The sequence below is a fragment of the Trinickia sp. genome, assembly GCF_051953955.1.
Lineage (GTDB): Bacteria > Pseudomonadota > Gammaproteobacteria > Burkholderiales > Burkholderiaceae > Trinickia.
Genome location: NZ_JBQCIF010000053.1, coordinates 16,814 through 38,125, shown reverse-complemented (window position 1 = coordinate 38,125; position 21,312 = coordinate 16,814). Strand labels below are relative to the sequence as shown.

Below are 21,312 nucleotides of genomic sequence, written 5' to 3'. Positions count from 1 at the left end.
CTGCACCGAATCGAACGGTCGCTATCTTCCTCGACGAGCCTCCGCCCGCCGACACCCTGGCCGGCGTGAGCGGCCAACGGACGGAAGAGATCGCGCTCGGAACGCGGGAGATCTACGTGCATTACGGAAACGGGATGGCGGGATCGAAGCTGAAATCCGTGCGGCCAAGTCAGGCACCGCCCGCAATATGAATACGGTGGCGAAGCTCGCCGAGTGGGCGGCGGGGTAGTTCGGCTCTTCTCAGAGGGCTGCGTTCGGCCAGTAGTCGACCTTCAGTGCCTAGAAAGACTCGGGGCTCGAATGGCCGGACTTGCTCCGGTAGTAGTCGGAAATTTCGCCAATCAGCGATGCAAGGCTCAACCGGTAAACACCGCTCAACTTCACGTTCTCCTCTCATCCTGATCACCGCCGATGGCGATTGACCGCTTGGTCGATGCGACGAGTTCTTTTCACACTAGATCCTGTTTTAGCAGACCAAGAATGTCGACGTAGTCGTTAGTCCTGCAGCGAGCGCGACCGCTTGCTTGCGCGCGAACATCGCCTGTCCACCTTCATGTCCCTCCAGTTCTATTCACACACCCGTGCCGGTGAGCATGCGCCGACGTGGGGCGTGCGCCGGATCCGGCCCCAGCGATTTTTTCTCACCGTAGGCCGAGATAAAGTCGTTTGTTTCGATGCGGCACGTCCGCTACTCTAAATGCACGCACCACGATCATCGGGCGCGTCAAGTCAAAAGCGCACGAACACATCCCTCGACCCTTGCGTCGAAGGAGCGGCGAGTAGCCGAATAAGTCGTAAGTCCCACGCGCGCCTATATCAAAATCTTCGGAGACAGATTACATGGGATTCAATCGTAGAAGCTTTCTTATCACCGGAACCGGAGCAGCCGCTGTCGCAGCGACAGGTCTCCTGGGGGGTCCGTGGGTTCGACGCGCCAACGCAGCAGAATTTTCATATAAGGTCGGCACGAACCTGCCGGCAAACCATCCGCTGAACGTCCGCCTTCAAGAAGCGTCGGATGCAATCAAAAAGGAGACCGATGGCCGGGTCGACCTCCGTGTGTTCCCAAATAATCAGCTCGGTGGCGATCCGGATATGTTCTCGCAGTTGCGAGCCGGGGCACTGGAGTTTTACGCGGTGTCGGGCGCAAACACCCTGTCGACTTTGGTTCCGAAGGCGTCCATTTCCGGTGTCGGTTTCGCGTACAAAGACTACGACCAGGTTTTTGCGGCATTTGATGGCGACCTCGGCGCCCACGTTAGAGGGATGATTGGAAAGGCGAATCTGGTTGTTCAGGACAAAATCTGGAATAACGGCTTTCGGCAGATCACGACCAGTACGAAGGCCATCAAGACTCCTGCCGACCTGCGGGGCATGAAAATTCGCGTACCCGGCGGTCGCCTCTGGATCTCTCTCTTCGAGTCGCTTTCTGCAGCGCCCGCGTCGATCAGCTTCAACGAGGTCTATTCTTCGTTGCAGACAAGGGTTGTCGACGGGCAGGAGAACGCGCTCGCCGTCGTGGACGCCGCGAAGCTCTACGAAGTCCAGAAGTATTGCTCGATGACAAACCATATGTGGGACGGCTACTGGTTGTTGGGCAACAAGACCGCGTGGGAAAAGATGCCGCCCACCGTCCGCGACATCGTATCGAAGCACCTCAATACGAGTGCGTTGAAACAACGTCAAGACGTGATCCAGTTAAACGCCTCGTTGCAAAAGACGCTTGAGGGTAAAGGCCTTGCATTTAACATCACGGACCCCGGCGCGTTCCGCCAAGTGCTCAAATCCTCGAACTACTACGCGGAGCAGAAGCAATTTTTCGGCGACGAGGAATGGAACCTCCTGGAGAAATACACGGGGAAGCTGGCATGAGAACGGGAACGCTGAAAGACGTGGACGACGCGCTCGAACAGCAAACCAGCGCAACCATCCACCACACTACTGGGACGATGCCTCGCTGGTTGTCCCGTGTGGACTTTGCGCTCGGCCTGATCGTTTCGGTGCCTGCAGCACTCCTGGTGCTGGCAGAAGTTGTCCTGCTTTTTAGCAGCGTTGTCGCGCGGTATGTCCTGCATCACCCTCTAATCTGGAGCGACGAACTCGCTGCCATTCTCTTCCTTTGGTTAGCGATGACGGGTGCCGCTACGGCATTGCATCGAGGAAGTCACATGCGCATGACGGCACTGGTCAACCGCATGGGCGAGCACTGGGATCCGTTCTGGGACACTATCTCGCTGGTTGCGAGCATGCTTTTCCTCGGACTGATACTTGTTCCGTCGATCGCTTACATTAAGCAGCAGTGGGATATTCTGACCCCGACAATGGAGATCAACGACGGCCTACGTGTTGCGGCCGTTGTCTTTGGAGTCGTGTCGATGCTCCTGATCTGCGTGGTCAAATTGTTGGCAATCGGCCTGAAGACCGCCATCACTGGAATGGTGGTGTCGTTAGCGACCGTGTTTGCGCTGGAACATGCAGGACCTGTTCTGCAATCGCTTGGAAACTTTAATCTTGTAATTTTCTTCGTTGGCGTGGTCGGTTTTACGGTTCTGAGTGGAATGCCGATTGCTTTCTCTTTCGGTCTTTCCGTATTTGCTTACCTGTCTTTATCCACCTCCATGCCGTTGGAAATCGTCGTTAGCCGCATGGACGAAGGAATGTCCCAGATCCTCCTGCTGGCCGTGCCAATGTTCATTTTCCTTGGACTTCTCATCGAAATGACGGGCATGGCGCGGGCGATGATCCACTTCTTGGCATCGCTGCTGGGCCATGTGAGGGGTGGTCTTTACTATGTCTTGGTCGGTGCAATGTATCTGATTTCAGGGATCTCCGGCTCGAAGGCGGCCGATATGGCAGCTGTTGCACCGATTCTGTTCCCTGAGATGAAGAAGCGTGGCGAGAATCCCGGCGAGCTTGTGGCGTTGATATCGGCTACCGGCGCGCAAACTGAGACGGTGCCACCAAGCATTGTGCTCATCACGATCGGATCGGTTACGGGGGTATCAATCTCTGCGCTCTTTACGGGCGGTCTATTGCCGGGCCTTGTACTGGCGTTCATGTTATGCATGCTCGTCTGGTGGCGGGCGCGAAAGACTGAACCCACGTCGTCCGGGAGACCTGCGTGGTCCTTTGTCGGGAAAGCGTTTATGGTATCGATCCCGGCACTCGCACTTCCGGTTGTCATCCGTATGGCGGTGGTGGAAGGAGTCGCAACGGCAACGGAGGTCTCAACGGTTGGAATCGCCTATGCCGTCGTCGTCGGGCTCTTGGTGTATCGATGCTTTGATTGGAAGCGAATCGGCCCCATGCTGGTGGAGACGGCTGCTCTTTCGGGAGCGATCCTTATCATCATTGGTACGGCTACTGCAATGGCGTGGGCGCTCACACAGTCTGGCTTCTCCCATGGACTGGCCGACTTCATGCAGCGTCTGCCTGGCGGCGCATTCTCCTTCATGGTCGTGTCAATCTTCATGTTCATCATATTGGGTAGCGTCCTTGAAGGAATCCCTGCAATCGTGCTCTTCGGCCCGTTACTGTTCCCGATTGCTCGAGCTGTTGGCATCCACGAAGTTCAATATGCAATGGTCGTGATTCTCTCGATGGGACTGGGGCTGTTCTCGCCGCCGTTCGGAGTCGGCTACTATGGGGCGTGCGCAGTCAGCAAGATCTCGCCGAATCTGGGCATCCGACCCATCATGGGTTATATGGCGGCGTTGTTTATTGGGATCACGGTGATCGCGGCAGTGCCTTGGATTTCGATCGGCTTTTTGAAGGGTTAAGAGTCGGGGCATCATGACGGAACTGAGGAGGCGGGGTGCAAGCCCCGCCTCTTTTTTTGAGGCCTACGACCGTTCCGAATGGCTGACGTCGCCGCTCGAGTCGCAATTCTCGTATCGTCAGTGCGATGGATCTCGGATGGCCGGTGGCAACGCCACTTGAGATACAAGTGCGAAGCAAATTTGCATCGTGCAGTACTTTCGCCCGACGAGTACGGCCTGCTGGATGGACCTCAATCCCCATTGGTTCAAACCGTGCGGATGGCGTCATCGCGCGGTACTAAAATGCACCTGGCTTTCTCACTGAGCGTCCACGGCCCGCCACTTGCGCGACCCGCTGCGATAGCCTCTATCTCGCGCTCAGCGTCACAGTAAAGCTGATAGTTGCCGCCGCCCAATCCTTCGTTCCACATCAAATATGAGAGGCACGTCGTCCGGATCAGTTGATATAGCAGATGCTGGCTACCATGACCGGATTGAAACGAAGCGAGGGCGAGGTGCGAAATCAGTGATCGCTCTTTAACGAACGATAAGGCACGGGAGAAGCATCTGTCGCGACTGCGTTGGTCCGTATCGCGTTTTTTTGAGATTCCGTTTTGTCGTTACCATCGCGAATACCAACGCCCGTCGAAGTTCATCGAGACATACGCTGCGAGCCCACGACTGTCAGGCGGGGTAGACGATTCTGAGAAGATTACTGACGCCGGGCGTGCCAAACGGTACACCTGCGGCGATCAAGAGCGGCTTGTGGCGGGCGACACCGATCCGATGCGCCGCAGCCATAGCTTTCGTGACCATATCTTCGATGTTGTCCGCGTCATCGACACACAGAGGACAGGTGCCCCACGTCAACGCAAGTTGACGCGCAACGACCTCATCCGGCGTAAGTGACAGTATGCGAGAGCCGGGGCGCTCGCGAGCAATTCTCGCTGCGGTTGCGCCGGAAGTGGTATAGGCAACGATCGCTGAAACCGACAACATCGAGGTAATGGTAAAAATCGCTGCACTGATCGCTTCTGGTGTGTCGGCGGTGGCAGGCGGTGCCACCGCTTTCAGAAATTGACGATATGTCGGTGCATTCTCCGTGTGCTCGATGATTCTATTCATCATCGAAACCGCTTCGAGGGGAAAGGCACCGGACGCGGACTCCGCGGACAGCATGACGGCATCGGCACCGTCAAAAACGGCGGTCGCGACATCGGACGTCTCGGCTCGGGTGGGCACGGCAGAACTAACCATCGACTCCAGCATCTGCGTCGCCACAACGACTGGTTTTCCTGCCTGCCGACATAGACTCACGATTCGCTTCTGGATGACAGGAACTTCCTCCGGTGGCAACTCAACACCCATATCGCCACGCGCGATCATGATTCCGTCGGAGGCCTCGATAATCTCTTCGATCGAATCGACAGCGGATGGCTTCTCGATTTTCGCCATGATCTTCGCCCGGCCTCCAGTCAGATTACGCGCATCGCGCACATCGTCCGGCCGCTGTACAAATGACAGTGCGATCCACTCTACGCCTTGCTCAAGGCCAAATTGCAGGTCTTGCCTGTCCTTATCGGTCAGTGCCGGAATGGGGAGGACGACGCTCGGGACATTGACTCCTTTTCGGTCCGAGAGGACTCCACCGACAACGACTTCGGTCGTAATGCAAGTGAGCGACGTGTCGACAATCCTGAACCTCAGCAGGCCGTCGTTGGCGAGCAGAGTATCGCCAATCGTGGCGACTGCGAAGACTTCCGGGTGCGGCAGGCAGACCCGCGACGCGTCGCCTGAAGCGCTACCAAGGTCGAAGCTGAAAGTCTGTCCCGGCCGCACCTCGACTTTCCCATCTTTGAATCGCGCCACACGTAGCTTTGGTCCTTGCAGGTCGAGCAGTATGCCGATTGGCCGTCCATGTCGGGCCTCGATGCGTCGAATTGCAAGCAGTCGTTGAGCCTGCTCCGCATGGGTGCCGTGACTCATATTCAACCGGAAGACATCGGCGCCGGAGATATAGAGGCTCTCAATCAGGCTTTCGGACGAGCTCGACGGTCCGAGCGTCGCCACGATTTTCGTGGAGCGGTTTCTATTCATCGATCAAAATCTTTACGTTGAGGTGAGACTTCCTGCGCGAGAAGCGAGACGAGGTTTTCGCGCAAGGAGAGATGAGGCTAGTCGGCATTGCGAGCAGCCTTCTAACTTCGAGATGCGACGCGATATTGCAACTGTTCTATATCCGTGCGGTAAGCGGCCTGACCGACGTGGTGCAGCGCCTAGGTCCTGCTGTTTTCAATCACCGTAAGGTCGACCGTATTCCCCCATTTCTGGTTGATGCAGTGGGGTTCATGCTTTCCGTGGCGGTTCGCGCTGTGAGGCTCCACTTTACGGAGCAAGCAATGTTGCAGCATCGCGCCGGAGTCATCTCGTGATGCCATCGCGTGCGACGACAAAAAAGGTTTGGTCGCCCATTTGCCCACCTTTCAGAGCAAGCTGAAGGTTTCGCAAATGAGGCTTTTCGGAAATTACACGGCACAGCGGTGCGCCCACGGCCAGGCGACCGTCAATCTCAAGCGCGTCAGGGCCAAGGACTTGGGTGACCTGGCTGGACGTATCTCCGCCTGAGAGAACCAGTCGTTGCAGGTGAGTGGCTTCGAGGACATCATTCGCAATTGCGCCGAGCCGTTGCCCAAGCAACCGACCACCTTGATGCCGAGCATCGTCGTCGGTCAGTCCGCGAGCGGTAAAGTACTCGAGCATTTCGGCGATGCGTGCGTCGTTCGGGCCACGGGCGGTATGCAAAATGACGCTGTGCCCTTCACTGAGCAGCGCAACCGCGCGGACGGCGATATCTTGCGCTGTCCGTTGCCAAGAATCTTCTCGAACGAGCGCTTTTGCGTCGATGGCGATTTCGGCGAAGCCTGCCGTGATCGCCGCGTCGATCTGTGCGGACGACAGCGGTGAGGCGCTTCCGGAAATGGCAAGGATCTGATTCGTCGGCGCAATACGGTCATAAGACCGCTGCGTTTCGGGAAGGCTACCGAGTTCCCGCCACCATTGAGTCAGCGCATATTCGACACCAGACGAACCGATTGTAAATACGGAGCCGACCGCCACCGCGTAGTTGTCGAGGAGCCGGCCAACTTCGGTTAGATGACGTGGAGCCACTGAATCGAGCAAGATTCCCGAGTCGCCCGTTGAAATTGCTTTCGACCATGCCAGGTCGACTTCTTCGCGAGTACCTTCCAGACTCGGCAGCTGGAAGCCGGAGAGAGGCAAAGCGGTCTGCAGGGCCAAATGACGCAGAAGATCTCCCTCGGCCATCGGTGTGACCGGGTGGGCGCTCATAATTGGATGGCGATCGATTCGATAAGTCTTGTTGTCGGTACCGGACCGAGCGAACAGGTTTCCAAACGCGCAGTAGCGCTTCAATGCCGGCGTACCGGCAACAATCGGAACTGGATTCCGAGTGATGCCCGCCCGGGCTATCTCCAAGACTCTGCCGATGCTTCCTATCGCCGGGCCGCTATCGAAAGTCGAACAGACTTTGTAGTGAAGGATTGGAGCATCGAGGGCGTGCAGAGCTTCGAAAAGCGGTGGAAGAGACCGGTCCATTTCGGACGGACTCATGCCTCGGCTGTCGCCTGCGACACCGATGGCGTCGAATCCGCCGAGTTGCGATAGTTTTTCGGACGAAGGCGCGTTCAAAAAAAGCGCGCACCTAAGCCCCGCGAAGGCCAGAACCTCGAGAGCGTCCGTCGATCCGGTAAAGTCGTCGCCGTAGAAAGCCAGCCTCAGTGCCGCTGCTGAATGTTCGGATTTTGCGCTCATCCGGATCACGCCGATTGAAAGTGAGACAGCGCAGCACGCAGCGCAGGTCGGGACTCCGCGAAGATGTTCAGGTCGATCCCTTCGACAGCTGCTTCCCACCCTTCCCGCATACTTGCAACACCCGCGGCAATTCCATGCGGATGTCCGATGATTCCGCCGCCCGCCAAATGCATCAGGTCTACGGAACCCAACTGAGCATAAAGATCAGGGGCTTGGGACGCCCACTGGCCAGATGAAAAAACGGGCATCGACGGCTGCACACCCGCGAACGGTGTCAGGCACGCACGGGCCGATTCGATGACGGACGCGTCTGGTTCCCAGAACTTGCTGCGAATGCCGTTGACGTGCAGTTGATCCACCCCAGCAAGTCGCCACAGCTTCTGATACGCCTTAAAGGAGAACCCGAGTTGCGGATAGCGGGTGAGTGCGCCCCAACCATTGCGGTGACCGTGGATGGGCAGTTGCGCATGCTTGCGAAGGTGCTCGACGCCAGCAAAGCCGACCCAATTAATGCAAACCATCACGCAAGTACCGCCCGCCCGTACCACCGCATCGTGTCGCTGGAGCAGCTCGTCGATTGTGCCGGAGATGTTGATTGCGTACATGGGCATACGGCCCATGCGGTCGGCGTGCCGATGCAGGACGGGCATGACGGCTGCGAGACGCTCGTCGAAGCTCGCGTATGTGGGATCAGCGAGAAGCTCGTCGTCCTTGATGAAATCGATGTCTGCGGCACAGAGACTGTCGACGATCTCTGCCGTCTGTGCGGGAAGCAAGCCAATGCTTGGCTTGATGATGGTGCCGATCATTGGTCTGTCGTAGACCTTAGCGAAGTCGCGGGTTCCGCTAATGCCGAACTGAGGACCAGGGAACTGGGCGGCGTAGGTCGCCGGCAGATCGATATCGAGCAAGCGTAGCCCTGTCACTTCTCCCAACTCAAACAGATTACCCGCGACCGTTGACAGGAGGGTCGGCAAGTTAGGACCAATGTTGTCGACCGGAAAGGCGATCTCGATCTCACCCCGGAAATAGACACTCGGGGATCCCCTGCGTTCGACATGAGCACTGTACAGGGAAGGCTCCAGAACAGGAGAGTGCGAATCCACCTTCACTACACGGGCACGGGCACGGTTCTTCAGCGCATCAGTCTCCCCGGGCAGCGCAAGAAACGTCCCGCTGGACTGTTCGCCTGCGATTACCTCTGCGGCTTTTGCAATCGGTACTGAACTCTCGACGAAATAGCGCGCAGTGAATTCGGCTCTTCGATGGGGGATTTCGACCATGTTTGTCTCTTCGTACTAGGTATTCGAGCTGAAACCGGGCACATGGGGCCTGCCGTGGCCGCGTGCGCTTTAGCCGGGGATGAGCAGAATATAGATTTGACGTCTCGCGACATCAAACGATATGATTTCTTGACCCTGAGCGAAAAACTCACAATAGGCCGCTTCCGTAAGCAGTGGGCTTCGGGCCCAACAGGAGTCCAGGTGCCTCGACTTTCATTGAATGCGCTGCGAGCTTTTGAAGCCACGGCGCGCCTGCGAAGTTTCGGTGCTGCCGCTGAAGAACTCAACGTGACTCACGGCGCGGTGAGCAGACATATACGCGCACTTGAAGACCAACTGGGTGTCCTGCTGCTGTCACGCAATGCACACTCGACGGAGCCGACGCCCGAAGGCGCCCAGATGGCGGAAGGCCTGAGCGTGGCGTTCAACCTCATCCAAAAGACCGTCGATCAGTTGAAGCCGGGTCCGTTGACGCTCTCGTGCTCGGCTTCGATCATGATGTACTGGTTGCTGCCACGCCTCTCAAAGCTCAAGAATGCGATCCCGTCGCTTGACCTGAGTTTCAACACTGGTCATGGTGAAATCGACTTCACGCGGGACAAGATAACGGTAGCGATACGGCTGTCCTCCATCCCTGTACCCAAAGGCGTAACCCCTGTTCCGTTGATTGAGGAATGGATCGGCGCGGTTTGCTCCCCGGAATACATGCGCATGAACCGGATCGAAAAACCGAGCGACCTGGCGCGCGCGCGGCTTCTGGCAACCAATACACGACCGTCCGCGTGGGCTGACTGGTACAAGGCGACCTCGACCGTACTCGAGGCTCCGCCCGATATTGCTGAATCGTTTGATCATTTCTATCTTCAGATTCAGGCCGCCAAGTGCGGGTTGGGGGTTGCGGCAGTGCCGAGAATGCTCGTCCGAGACGAACTGGACTCAGCCGGTCTTGTCGCGCCGTTCGGTTTCGTCCCGGGCCCAGTGCACCTCGTGCTCTGGGTTGCTCCTCATGCCGAAAATCAGCCGAAGACAGTCGCCCTAGTTGAATGGCTGAGGAACGAGTTACGTGAGATGGAGACATGAAGCCAGCTGCGGCGTGTTTTCTTGCAGGCGAAATCTCTGTATCCGGCCTGTGACTTTTTCTCACTGCCCGCTGCTTTATTATCCTTTGACCTAGCCCGCTGCGGCTTCAATAATCTGCTCATGAGATGGCGCGCAGCGCCATCATTCGATCCGCTTCCAGGCATCGGAATCGAAGCCTGCAGCGGTCTTACGCTCAAGGAGACAGCGTGGAGCAGATGAAGCAAAGCGACGCGAGCCGCGTTGCAGTGGTTACAGGTGGCGCGATGGGCATCGGGGCCGATTCGGCGGAACAGCTCGCGAAACGTGGCTATCACGTTGTTCTTGCCGATATCAATAAGAGCGCGGCGGAAGAGGCGGCGTCGAGATTTCAGCGCGCGGGCCTGTCAGTGTCGGCCATTGAGATGGACGTTTCAAATTCAGAGTCGATTGCCGCTGCGTTCGGTGAACTTGACAAAAGACATGGGCGTTGCGACGTGTTGGTCAACGGCGCCGGTATTGCGAAGCTGGTGCCGTTCATCGACTACCCACTGGACACGTTTCTCAAAACGATGCAGGTCAATGTAACGGGGGCGTTCTTGTGCTCCCAGCACGCCGCACGTCTGATGGTAAAGAATCGCTGGGGCCGCATAATCAATATCGCCTCGGTAGCAGGCATGCGAGCGGTCGGTAAAGGCCGCACGGCATACGGCACCTCGAAAGGGGCCGTTATTGCTTTAACCCGCCAGATGGCAGTGGAGCTCTGCGATTACGGCATTACAGCTAACGCAATCGCGCCAGGCCCAGTCGATACGCCGATGACCAAGGCGCTGCACAGTGAAGAGTTCCGCGCCGAATATTCAAATGCGATTCCTATGAAGCGCTACGGCACGACGTCGGAAATCGCTGCGGCGGTGTGCTATCTGGCATCGGAAGAGGCCGCGTATACGAACGGAATTGTGCTTCCGGTGGACGGCGGATTCCTTGCATGGGGAGCGGGTGCGGTTTGAACGGGACATGACGACACCGGCTCGAAGCGCGTCAGAACAATCTGCTGGTTGTGACGTGGTTGTCGCTCGCCAATCGCCTTCAGCCGTCTCCGATATCAAGGCTCTGTGAATATTTCGCCTACCGAACGAATGCTCGATGACAATCATTCGACAATCGTCTTTCCGAGCACGCGAGGCGGTGGCATTTTTTAGCGGTGGTTCCCGAGAAGAACCTTTGGTAGCGTCCGGCTGGGGCTATAAGGTCTCGGGATGGATTTGTAACGGAGGGGCGCGTTACAATAGAGCACGTGAGGCGATGGGGACGCATCCTACATTTTCTCGGCCAGTACGGCCTTTTGCCGTCGCAAGTGCGCTAGAAAAAGGGCCTGATAATCTACAGAAACGGCGCCGATCACACTAGCTCTTCCTTGGAGATTTCTACGCCAGGCGTTGACTTTGGGAATGTCCGCGAAAATTAACGGGACACCATCTGTCTCTAAGGCGTCGAAGTAGCGAAAGATGGGGGCAAAGACCGCGTCTACCATGCCAAAGATCTCACCGTCGAAGTACGGACCGTGGCCTAGGACGTTTTCGAGTTGGACCAGCCGTTCTTTGAACGACGTGGCTTTTGCTTCGGCACTGGCATGGTTCTTGGCGTTTAAGTACCCCCACGCCTCGCCCAGGGTCGCTGAGCCAAATTCAATCCAGGCTCTATGCTTGGCGTGTGCCACTGGATTGGCCGGGTAGAGATGTGGGCCGGGTTGCGTTTCGTCCAGATATTCGCAAATCGCCATACTTTCAAACAAGATCTCTTCTTCGCCGTCGGGCTGCCGGATTTGGAGCAAAGGAACCTTGGCAGTCGGTGACAGTGCCAAAAACCAAGCCGGCTTGGCGTTGAGATCCACGTTGATACGCTCGAACGCAACTTGTTTCTCAAGCAAAACGATGGCAGCTCGCTGGACGAACGGGCACAGCGGGTGACTGATCAGAGTAAGCGAGTGCATTGTCATATCAGGCTCGAATGGTCTGTGTGCAGCGGCAGTGCATAAGGAAGTTTTCCGTGTCTCTGCTCTTTTTGCCTCGCGGGAGGGGGAAGCGTGACGCCGAACGCAGCACCTGATACTCGTGCGCGAACAGAAGACGCTTTCCCCGAGCTCCGGCGCTGCTCGATCAGCGGTTGAGCATGCGGCCGCCATCCACGACGATTTCCGATCCGACCGTCCAACGGGACTCGTCGGAGGCCAGGTACAGCACAGCCTTGGCCACCTCCTCCGGAGTACCGAAGCGGCCGAGTGGGATGGTGGCGGCAATATCCCTGTTGACTTGTTCGCGGTAGGCGTCGGGGATGCCGAGCTTGTCGTACAGCGGCGTGTCGACCGGGCCGGGGCTGACCGCATTGACGCGCACGCCGCGTCCAAGCAGTTCCGCCGAAAGCGTCTTCGACATATTCAGCACCGCAGCCTTGGTGGCCGCATAAACGGAGGAGCGCTCGGCGCCAACATGCGCACTGATGGACGTATTGAGCACGACCGACGCCGGGCTAGCGAACACCGGCAGCAACGCCTGGAGCAAGAAATAGGGTCCCTTGACATTGACATCGAACGAGCGATCGAACATCTCTTCCGTCCATTCCTCGATCGGCAACCAGACGGATACACCAGCATTGAGAAAGGCAACGTCTAGTTGGCCATAGTGGTCCTTGATGGCTTGTGCCAGTTCCTTTTGGGCAGAGACGCTGGCCGAGTCGGCCCGTAGAACCGGCACCTCGGGTCCAAGTTCGGCTTGCGCCTTGGCGATCGAATCGGGATTGACTCCCGTGACGACGACGCTGGCGCCCTCGGCCAAAAACTGCTTCGCGGTTTCCAGACCGATGCCGCTGGTGCCGCCGGTGATAAGGGTGCGTTTACCTTGCAAGCGCGACATTGATTTCTCCTGTAAGTAACAACCAACCGTGGTCAACAGGGAGAAATGTGCACCTATGCCGACGTGGCGATAAGATGTCTGCTTTGAATATATTTCATGCTTCTGTTGCATGAATTGGGAGGCGCGTGGACCGATTCCTCTTGATGACGTGCTTCGCACGGGCCGTAGAGACGGGGAGTTTTTCTGCTGCAGGGCGAGATTTGGGATTGGGCCAGCCCAACGTCAGCCGCTATGTAGCCGCGCTGGAGGACCATCTCCAAACGCGGCTGCTGCACCGATCCACACGAAAGCTTGCCCTGACGCCCGAGGGTGAACGCTACTACGCCGATATCCGCCGGATTCTTGACGCGGTGGACGAATCTGAATCGTCTTTCAGGAACAGTGTTGATCCATCGGGACTCTTGCGCGTTGCCTGTCCCACGGCGTTAGCGCATGCATATGTGTTGCCTCAGGTCCCGGTCTTTCTGGAGCGGTATCCCAGATTGACGCTGGATCTTCAGATCAGCGATCGCTACGTGAACCTTGTAGACGAGGGAGTCGAGCTCGCGATTCGCATTGGACATCTGGAGGACAGTGCGCTACGCGCTAGGCGCATAGGAATGTACGAGCGTGTGGTCGTGGCCAGCAAGGACTATCTGGCGAAACGCGGAGTTCCAGACACACCTGATGACCTGCGCGAACATGATTGCGTGGTCTACACTTTGCTGTCGTCCGGTGCGACATGGCGCTTTCGTGACGCCGATATTCCGGTCTCTGGCAGGTTGAGAGTCAACTCACCCGAGGCCGTTCGAGCAGCGGTCACTGCAGGGTTAGGAGTCGGGCATGGGCCGGAATGGCTGTTCGAGGAAGGGTTAAAAAGCGGTCGTTTGCAGTTAATTCTGACCGGGCACTTTGCTCCGGCCGTCCCAGTTCAGATTGTCTATGTTGCAAATAGGTTGCTTCCAACACGGGCCATAGTGTTTATTGAGTTCATTTCCGGCGTATTTTCGACGATTTTGGCTTTCAACAAAATCGCGTTTCCAAATCCTTAGCAGCTTGCTGAAATGCCAATCGTCAGCGAGCACGTACCTTTCGTCGAATCGGCCGATTTTTCGGAGATGGCAGCCGTGAGACATGCATATGTCAAGGTCTCCTTTAGCCCGCGTTGCTGCCATTCGTTGCCTTCTAGGCTGAACGCCTGCTTCGGGTCGATAACCGCCGACCCAGTCGGCGGACGCCGACCACGAACGGCGTTCGTTCGCGACGCAGCGAGTAGCGCCGCCGCGCTGTCGGATCGTAGTTTATCGGCAAGCATGCCGAATACGAGATCGAGATCACCGACGTGAACCCACACCCCACCCCACCCCAACGACTCAATGCGGATCCCGTCCCCAAAGCACTTTGCACGCGTTGAGCTTAGGCCGTGCGACCGCGAACCACGGTTGAGCAACCAAGCCCGCAGGATTTTCCGCCAGCGCCGCCAATTGCTCATCCGAGGCCGAACTGACCAACGCATCCGTCAAGCACCCACAAACCAGTTTCACGGTATCGAAGTCGCGCATGCCGTGGTTGTACCGGGCCTTCATGCAACCGATGGTAAGGTCGTTATCCCTGCGGACCGACGGCTTGGCACCACTGCGGACATAGACGTCAGACATACGACGTTGCGTCGGCTGATCGAATGCATCCATGTGTCTTTCTTTATCGGCCAAGCGAATGTACAAATCTCCGCATGCGGTGTTCCACTCGCTCTCGCTTCGCATCGATGCGATTTCGCCAAGCAAACGGTCTTGCTCGCTAAACGCCTGCTCCATCCGGCCTTGGTTCGCCGCCGGCAACGTAGCCGCCACGAGGGCCGCGCCGCTCAGCACCTCTAAATAACGCCCTTCCCAAAAATATTCCGCGAACCTGAATGTTCGCCCATTCTCGGCATAGTGCGTCTCGCAAGACCGTGCCCGCGTCAGTACTTCGTGCTTGATTTGCAGGACTTCGGCAGCCATATCGGCATCGCTCTCGGCTGCCGCGGTTGCCGCGGTTGCTGAGAGCGAGAAAGACAGCCATAGCACTGCGGCACCTACGGCTCTCCAACGAACGCGAAGTCGCCCAAGTTCAACCATGTAGACCCACGCCTCGCATACAACGGTGTCCGTCGGAGGACCGCCCCTCAGGGCGTCCATGAAGGTAAAAACCCATAAACCTCTCGGCTTATGGGTTCCGGAACTACGAACGGGTGAGGTTATCCCCCCTCAAACATCAATATTCCCCGCCCTTAGCGCATTACTTTCGATAAACGCCCGCCGAGGTTCGACCTCATCGCCCATGAGCGTAGTAAAGATCCCATCCGCAGCAATCGCATCCTCGATCTGCACGCGCAGCAACCGCCGCACGTTCGGGTCCATCGTCGTTTCCCAGAGCTGCCCGGGGTTCATCTCGCCGAGCCCCTTATACCGCTGCTTCGAAACGTTCCGTTCGGCATCGGCAATCAGCCACCGCATCGCGCTCTTGAAGCCCGACACAGCCATGCTCCGCTCGCCACGCTTGATCAACGCCCCAGCGCTAATCAACCCCTTGAACGTATTGGCCGTATTCACGAGCTGCTGATAATCGGCCGTCAGCAAGAAATCCGCATCGATAACCGTCTTCTTCACATTCCCATGGTGCCGCCGCTCCACGCGAATCGACCTGAGCTCGCGCACCGCGTCGTACATCGCATGCACGGCAACCTCGGGCTTCATCGGATCGCTCTGCAGCGCCGCTTCCAACGCCTTCGCCGAGGCCTCCGCCGCCGCCTCGCTGCTCAAATCGATCACGACGCCATCCATCACGGCCTCGAGCGATTGCGCGTCGTAAAGCCGGCTCAACCGCTCGACCACGCCCTGCGCCAGCAAATACGACCGCGCCAATTCGCCCAGCGCATCGCCAGCGATCGGCGCCGCCCCTTCCGCCGGTACGAGCTCCGACCCCTGCAACGCGAGCCGCAGCATATGCGCGTTCAACTCGGCACCGTCCTTCAAATACCGCTCGTCCTTCCCAGCCTTCACCTTATAAAGCGGCGGCTGCGCGATATAGATATAGCCGCGCTCGATCATCTCGGGCATCTGACGATAGAAGAACGTCAGCAGCAGCGTGCGAATGTGCGCGCCGTCCACGTCCGCATCGGTCATGATGATGATGCGGTGATACCGCAGCTTGTCGAGGTTGTAATCTTCCTTCCCGATCCCGCAACCCAGCGCCGTAATCAGCGTGACGATCTGCTCCGACGACAACAACTTGTCGTAACGTGCCTTCTCCACGTTCAGCACCTTGCCGCGCAGCGGCAAGATCGCCTGAAACTTACGGTCACGCCCTTGCTTCGCCGATCCGCCCGCCGAGTCACCCTCGACGATGTAGATCTCCGACTTCGCCGGGTCCTTCTCCTGGCAATCGGCCAGCTTGCCGGGTAGCCCCACGCCGTCGAGCACGCCCTTGCGCCGCGTCATCTCACGCGCCTTGCGCGCGGCATCGCGCGCCCGCGCCGCATCGACGATCTTGCCGCAAATGATCTTCGCGTCGTTCGGCGTCTCGAGCAGAAACTCCTCGAGCGCCTTGGCCACGACTTCTTCCACCGGCGCACGCACTTCCGACGACACGAGCTTGTCCTTCGTCTGCGAACTGAACTTCGGCTCCGGCACCTTCACGGACAACACGCACGACAAGCCCTCGCGCATATCGTCGCCCGACGTCTCGACCTTCGCCTTCTTCGCGATCTCGTGATCGGCGATGTACTTGTTGATCACGCGCGTCATCGCCGCGCGCAACCCGGTCAGGTGCGTGCCGCCGTCGCGCTGCGGAATGTTGTTCGTGAAGCACAGCACGTTCTCGTTGTAGCTGTCGTTCCACTGCATCGCCACTTCCACACCGACGTCGTCCTTCTCGCCGTTGATATGGAAAATCGTCGGGTGCAGCACCTGCTTCGTCTTGTTGATGAATTCGACGAAGCCCTTCACGCCCCCAGCAAGCGCGAAATCGTCTTCCTTGCCCGAGCGCTGATCGGTCAAGCGAATCCGCACGCCGTTGTTGAGAAACGAAAGCTCGCGAATGCGCTTCGCGAGAATGTCGTAGTGATATTCGATCGAGCCGAAGATCGTTTCATCGGCCATGAAGTGCACTTCAGTGCCGCGGTTCTCGGTGTCGCCCACGAACTGCATCGGCGATACGCGCTCCCCGTCCACTTCCTCGATCACGCGGTTCTGCGGCACACCACGGTGAAATTCCATGAAGTGCTTCTTGCCGTCGCGGCGCACCGTCAAGCGCAACCAGCGCGAAAGCGCGTTCACGCAAGAAACGCCCACGCCGTGTAGGCCGCCCGATACCTTGTAGCTGTTCTGGTCGAACTTGCCGCCCGCATGCAGCTCGGTCATCACGATTTCAGCGGCGCTGCGCTTCGGATCGTGCTTGTCGTCACGCTTGATACCCGTCGGAATGCCGCGGCCGTTGTCGGTCACGGAAATCGAATTGTCCGCGTGGATGATCACTTGGATGTCGTTGCAATAGCCCGCCAGGGCTTCGTCGATCGAATTGTCGAGCACCTCGAACACGAGGTGGTGCAAACCGGTGCCGTCCGACGTGTCGCCGATGTACATCCCGGGGCGCTTGCGCACCGCCTCCAGACCCTCGAGGATCTGAATCGACGAGGCGCCATAGCTGTTGTCGGGTTGCGTATTGTGCTGTTCACTCATGGATATGTTCCGGTTCTGCATTCACTGCGGTTGTGCCGCGCGATACGTCGAACGCCCCAAAAAGACCAGGCAGCGGCACTGGTTTTCTTTGCCCCGGGTCGGGGCCGGCGGTAGGCGGCTCATTTCGCACGCCCTATAAGAAACGCCAAAGGGGCGCTGCGCCCCTTGGTCATGTCTCGTTATCGGTGCGCCCGAGTCACTAGATGCGCATCGGCATGACGACGTATTTGAACTCGTCGTTCTCGGGGATCGTGATGAGCGCGCTCGAGCTGGCGTCGCCGACGCTCACCTGCAGCATGTCCACCTTCAGATTCGCGAGCACGTCGAGCAGATACGTCACGTTGAAGCCCATGTCGATCATGTCGCCCTGGTAGGCGATCTCGAGTTCTTCCTGTGCTTCTTCCTGATCGGCGTTCGTCGACATGATCTTGAGCTGGCCCGGCTCGATCACGCAGCGCACGCCCTTGAACTTGTCCGACGTCAAAATCGCCGCGCGCTGCAGCGAACGCTGCAATTCGTCGCGGCCGATCACGAACGTGTTCTTGTGCGCCTTCGGAATCACGCGCTGGAAGTCGGGGAATTTGCCCTCCACGAGCTTCGAGACGAGCTCGACCTGGCCGAACGTGAATTTCACTTGCGTCGAGGCGATGTCGATACGCAGCGTGTCGTCGATGTCTTCGAGCAGACGCTGCAATTCGAGAATCGTCTTGCGCGGAATGATCACTTCCTGGCGCGGGAAGTCGCCCTCGATCTTCATCGACGAAAACGCGAGCCGGTGGCCGTCCGTGGCCACGGCCATCAACTGGCCGCCGTCTACCACCAGCAGCATCCCGTTCAGGTAGTAGCGGATGTCCTGCTGGGCCATCGCGAAATAGACCATGCCCAGCAACTGGCGGAACGTCTTTTGCGGAACGGTCAAGCTCGCGCCGTAATCTTTCGCCTGCGCGACCGTCGGGAATTCGTCCGCGGCAAGCGTCTGCAGCGCAAAGCGGCTCTTGCCCGATTGCACCGTCAAGCGCTTGTCGGCCAGCGTCAAGCTGACCTGGCCGTCCGGCATCGCACGCAGGATATCGAGCAGCTTGCGCGCCGCCACCGTCGTGGCAACCGATTCGCCGCCCACGCCGAAATCGGCGCGCGTCGTGATTTGCAACTCGAGGTCAGTCGACAGAAACGACACATCCGGGCCGTTCTTGGTGATCAGCAAGTTTGCGAGGATCGGCAACGTATGGCGGCGTTCGACGATGCCGCTCACGGTTTGCAGCGGCCTTAGGAGGTTATCTCGTTCGGTCTTGACCAGTTGCATAGGGTTCCTTCGTTGATATGACGGCAAACTCCGCCTCACCCGGCAGTTCATTCGACGAAAGCGCCGATACCCCGCATTTCCTGCGCGCCTTCGCCCATCTGCCCGCGCGTTGTTCCCGCGCTTTCATCCCCGCCTCGCTCGCGCCGCGAAGCACAGGGGGCCAAACCTATATTGTGCCTGAAAAACAGACGGATCCCGCCAAAACCGGGGGCGCATGGAGCGCGGGCTCGACGAAGCCCCGCTCACCGCCCGCTCAGCCTTTCAGGGTTTGCTCGAGCACGTGCAGTTCGTGGTTCAACTGCGCGTCCTTGCCGCGCTCGTCGGCAATCTTGCGCACGGCGTGGAGCACCGTGGTGTGATCGCGCCCGCCGAACAGCTCGCCGATCTCGGGCAAGCTCTTTTGCGTGAGCTCCTTGGCGAGATACATTGCGATTTGCCGCGGCCGCGCGATGTTGGCCGGGCGCTTCTTCGAATACATGTCGGCGACTTTGATGTTGTAGAAGTCGGCGACGGTCTTCTGAATGTTTTCGACGGAGATCTGGCGGTTTTGCACCGTCAGCAGATCCTTGAGCGCTTCCTTCGTCAGCTCGATCGTGATCTCGCGCCCGTGGAACTTCGAGTACGCGAGAATCTTGCGCAGCGCGCCTTCGAGCTCGCGCACGTTCGAGCGCAAATGCTTCGCGACGAAGAACGCGACGTCCTCGGATAGGCTCACGCCTTCGGATTGCGCCTTGCGCATCAAGATCGCCACGCGCATTTCGAGCTCGGGCGGCTCGATCGCCACCGTCAAGCCCGAGTCGAAGCGCGAAATGAGCCGGTCGTCGATGCCCGAAATCTCTTTCGGGTACGTATCGCTCGTGATGATGACCTGCGCTTTGTTCGCGACGAGTGCCTCGAACGCGTAGAAGAATTCTTCCTGCGTCCGCGATTTGCCCGAGAAGAACTGAATATCGTCGATGAGCAGCAGATCGAGCGAGTGATAGTAGCGCTTGAAGTCGTCGAACGCCTTGCGCTGGTACGCCTTCACGACATCCGACACGTATTGCTCGGCGTGGATGTAGCGAATACGCGCGCCGGCCTTGTCCTGCAAAAGCTGGTTGCCGATCGCGTGAATCAGGTGCGTCTTGCCGAGGCCCACGCCGCCGTACAGAAACAACGGGTTGTACGAAATGCCGGGGTTGTCGGCCACTTGGATCGCCGCCGCGCGGGCCAGCTGATTGGCCTTGCCGGTGACGAAATTGTCGAACGTCAGCACCGGGTTGAGCTTCGAGCGCTCGTACATCGATTCCGATGCGGGGCTGGCCGGCGCGGCGCCCGAACCCGGGCGCCAGGTGCGGCGCGCGGCCGCGGCCTCGTGGGCGTCGACGCTCGGCAGATCGAGATCGGCCGCGTCGTCGAGCGCGCCATTTGCCGCCGGCGTTTGCGCTTGCCCGCCGGCAAAGCCGCCGGCCGCTTTTTGCGCAGGTACGCCCATACCTGCCCCGCCGCCCTCGAACGGAAGGCCGGCCGCGCTCATGGCAGCGGCCGCCGAAGCCGGCACGCGCGGCAGCGGGACCGACGAAGGCGCACCGGCGCTCGGGCGCAGGGCCGCCTTCGGATCGAGGACGAATTGGACTTCGACGGGCGCCTGCCAAAAATCGCGGGCGAGATCGGAGATGCGGCCCGAAAACTGGCTCTTGACCCAGTCGAGCTTGAAGCGGTTCGGCGCGGCGATGGACAACGTATTCGCGGCTGCGTCGAAGGCGACCGGGGCCAACGGTTTGATCCACGTCACGTACTGCTGAGGCGTCAACTCGCGCTCCAGCAGTGCGGAACAGTGTTGCCAGAATTCGTTCATCAAGGTGATGTCTTTTAAGGCACGAACACCCGCCGCCGCCCTCCTTCGCGCATCGCGCGGCGGATGGACCCGGTGCAGCAAAAGCGAGCGAGCCCCGCGGCCCGTCGCCACAAGGGTTTGCGGCGAGCCGGCGCATGCGGAGCGACGTGCTGGATTCTTGAAGTAAGGCGAGATTCTACCGCCAAACGGGCCGGCCCAGGGAGTTATCCACAGGGCCGGATCGTGCATCGCGTGCGATGGCTTGCCCTGGCGCGGCGGGCGGGAAAGTGCCGGCAATGCACGTAAAGTATTGACGGCCAAGAGAAAAGCGGTTTAAATAACGGGTTCCCGCGAAAGCGAACACTCTTTTTTCGACCCGTTCGACCCCGGCCCATTGCCTAGCGTTCATCGCGCTCACCCGCGCGAGCTTACTTAGTGCCGATGCGTACGCGGTCCATTCTCAAGTGAGATCGACATGAAACGTACTTACCAACCGTCCGTTACGCGCCGCAAACGCACCCATGGCTTTCGCGTGCGCATGAAGACCGCCGGCGGCCGTAAAGTGATCAACGCACGCCGCGCCAAGGGCCGCAAGCGTCTGGCCATCTAAGGTCGAAGGCGACGCGACGCCGTAGCCGTCGTCCGCGTCTTACGCG

General features: G+C 58.7%; 15 protein-coding genes and 1 pseudogene. 7 read left to right on the top strand and 9 right to left on the bottom strand.

Going from position 1 to position 21,312, the window contains the following annotated elements; all coding sequences use genetic code 11:
• The 3 genes and pseudogenes from ACTHNZ_RS10195 to ACTHNZ_RS10185 form a co-directional block, all read left to right on the top strand.
• Positions 1–229 (top strand): annotated as a pseudogene (locus ACTHNZ_RS10195) (DUF1697 domain-containing protein); the annotation flags it as partial.
• A 611-nt stretch (positions 230–840) separates the two neighbouring features.
• Positions 841–1,872, top strand: a complete 1,032-nt coding sequence (locus ACTHNZ_RS10190) for a TRAP transporter substrate-binding protein (RefSeq protein ID WP_440542379.1) — start codon at positions 841–843, stop codon at positions 1,870–1,872.
• 77 nt (positions 1,873–1,949) lie between these two features.
• Positions 1,950–3,779 (top strand): TRAP transporter large permease, encoded by a 1,830-nt coding sequence (locus tag ACTHNZ_RS10185; RefSeq protein WP_440542382.1) that lies wholly within the window; start codon positions 1,950–1,952, stop codon positions 3,777–3,779.
• A 663-nt stretch (positions 3,780–4,442) separates the two neighbouring features.
• On the opposite strand, the gene pyk is transcribed toward ACTHNZ_RS10185, so the two are convergent.
• From pyk to ACTHNZ_RS10170, 3 genes are all read right to left on the bottom strand, one after another.
• Positions 4,443–5,855: a pyruvate kinase gene (gene pyk, locus ACTHNZ_RS10180; RefSeq protein ID WP_440542378.1), complete on the bottom strand. Its 1,413-nt coding sequence runs from the start codon at positions 5,853–5,855 to the stop codon at positions 4,443–4,445.
• Positions 5,856–6,179: 324 nt separating this feature from the next.
• On the bottom strand, positions 6,180–7,589 hold the full coding sequence (locus tag ACTHNZ_RS10175; protein WP_440542377.1) for a four-carbon acid sugar kinase family protein: 1,410 nt from the start codon (positions 7,587–7,589) through the stop codon (positions 6,180–6,182).
• A 5-nt stretch (positions 7,590–7,594) separates the two neighbouring features.
• Positions 7,595–8,872: a ribulose-bisphosphate carboxylase large subunit family protein gene (locus ACTHNZ_RS10170; RefSeq protein WP_440542376.1), complete on the bottom strand. Its 1,278-nt coding sequence runs from the start codon at positions 8,870–8,872 to the stop codon at positions 7,595–7,597.
• A 129-nt stretch (positions 8,873–9,001) separates the two neighbouring features.
• Here ACTHNZ_RS10170 and ACTHNZ_RS10165 point away from each other — a divergent pair, with 129 nt between their 5' ends.
• Complete coding sequence (locus ACTHNZ_RS10165; protein WP_440542375.1) at positions 9,002–9,952, top strand: LysR substrate-binding domain-containing protein; 951 nt, start codon at positions 9,002–9,004, stop codon at positions 9,950–9,952.
• A 215-nt stretch (positions 9,953–10,167) separates the two neighbouring features.
• The gene (locus ACTHNZ_RS10160; RefSeq protein WP_440542381.1) at positions 10,168–10,938 is read left to right on the top strand and encodes an SDR family NAD(P)-dependent oxidoreductase; all 771 of its coding nucleotides are present in this window, start codon (positions 10,168–10,170) and stop codon (positions 10,936–10,938) included.
• A gap of 308 nt (positions 10,939–11,246) precedes the next feature.
• On the opposite strand, the gene ACTHNZ_RS10155 is transcribed toward ACTHNZ_RS10160, so the two are convergent.
• Together ACTHNZ_RS10155 and ACTHNZ_RS10150 are read right to left on the bottom strand one after the other, a co-directional pair.
• Positions 11,247–11,927, bottom strand: a complete 681-nt coding sequence (locus tag ACTHNZ_RS10155) for a glutathione S-transferase family protein (protein WP_440542374.1) — start codon at positions 11,925–11,927, stop codon at positions 11,247–11,249.
• Positions 11,928–12,087: 160 nt separating this feature from the next.
• Positions 12,088–12,840: an SDR family oxidoreductase gene (locus tag ACTHNZ_RS10150; protein ID WP_440542373.1), complete on the bottom strand. Its 753-nt coding sequence runs from the start codon at positions 12,838–12,840 to the stop codon at positions 12,088–12,090.
• A 143-nt stretch (positions 12,841–12,983) separates the two neighbouring features.
• On the opposite strand from ACTHNZ_RS10150, the gene ACTHNZ_RS10145 reads away from it, so the two are divergent.
• Positions 12,984–13,871 carry a LysR family transcriptional regulator gene (locus tag ACTHNZ_RS10145; protein ID WP_440542372.1) on the top strand — a complete coding sequence of 296 codons (888 nt, stop codon included), beginning with the start codon at positions 12,984–12,986 and terminating at the stop codon, positions 13,869–13,871.
• Between the two features lie 321 nt (positions 13,872–14,192).
• On the opposite strand, the gene ACTHNZ_RS10140 is transcribed toward ACTHNZ_RS10145, so the two are convergent.
• The 4 genes from ACTHNZ_RS10140 to dnaA form a co-directional block, all read right to left on the bottom strand.
• Complete coding sequence (locus ACTHNZ_RS10140; protein WP_440542371.1) at positions 14,193–14,819, bottom strand: hypothetical protein; 627 nt, start codon at positions 14,817–14,819, stop codon at positions 14,193–14,195.
• Between the two features lie 246 nt (positions 14,820–15,065).
• Entirely contained in the window at positions 15,066–17,537 is a 2,472-nt protein-coding gene (gyrB, locus tag ACTHNZ_RS10135; RefSeq protein WP_440542370.1) for a DNA topoisomerase (ATP-hydrolyzing) subunit B, read from the bottom strand.
• Between the two features lie 199 nt (positions 17,538–17,736).
• Entirely contained in the window at positions 17,737–18,840 is a 1,104-nt protein-coding gene (dnaN, locus tag ACTHNZ_RS10130) for a DNA polymerase III subunit beta (protein ID WP_440542369.1), read from the bottom strand.
• A gap of 253 nt (positions 18,841–19,093) precedes the next feature.
• Positions 19,094–20,677 (bottom strand): chromosomal replication initiator protein DnaA, encoded by a 1,584-nt coding sequence (gene dnaA, locus ACTHNZ_RS10125; protein ID WP_440542368.1) that lies wholly within the window; start codon positions 20,675–20,677, stop codon positions 19,094–19,096.
• 454 nt (positions 20,678–21,131) lie between these two features.
• Here dnaA and rpmH point away from each other — a divergent pair, with 454 nt between their 5' ends.
• The gene (gene rpmH, locus ACTHNZ_RS10120) at positions 21,132–21,266 is read left to right on the top strand and encodes a 50S ribosomal protein L34 (RefSeq protein ID WP_004198824.1); all 135 of its coding nucleotides are present in this window, start codon (positions 21,132–21,134) and stop codon (positions 21,264–21,266) included.
• Positions 21,267–21,312: the final 46 nt, after the last annotated feature.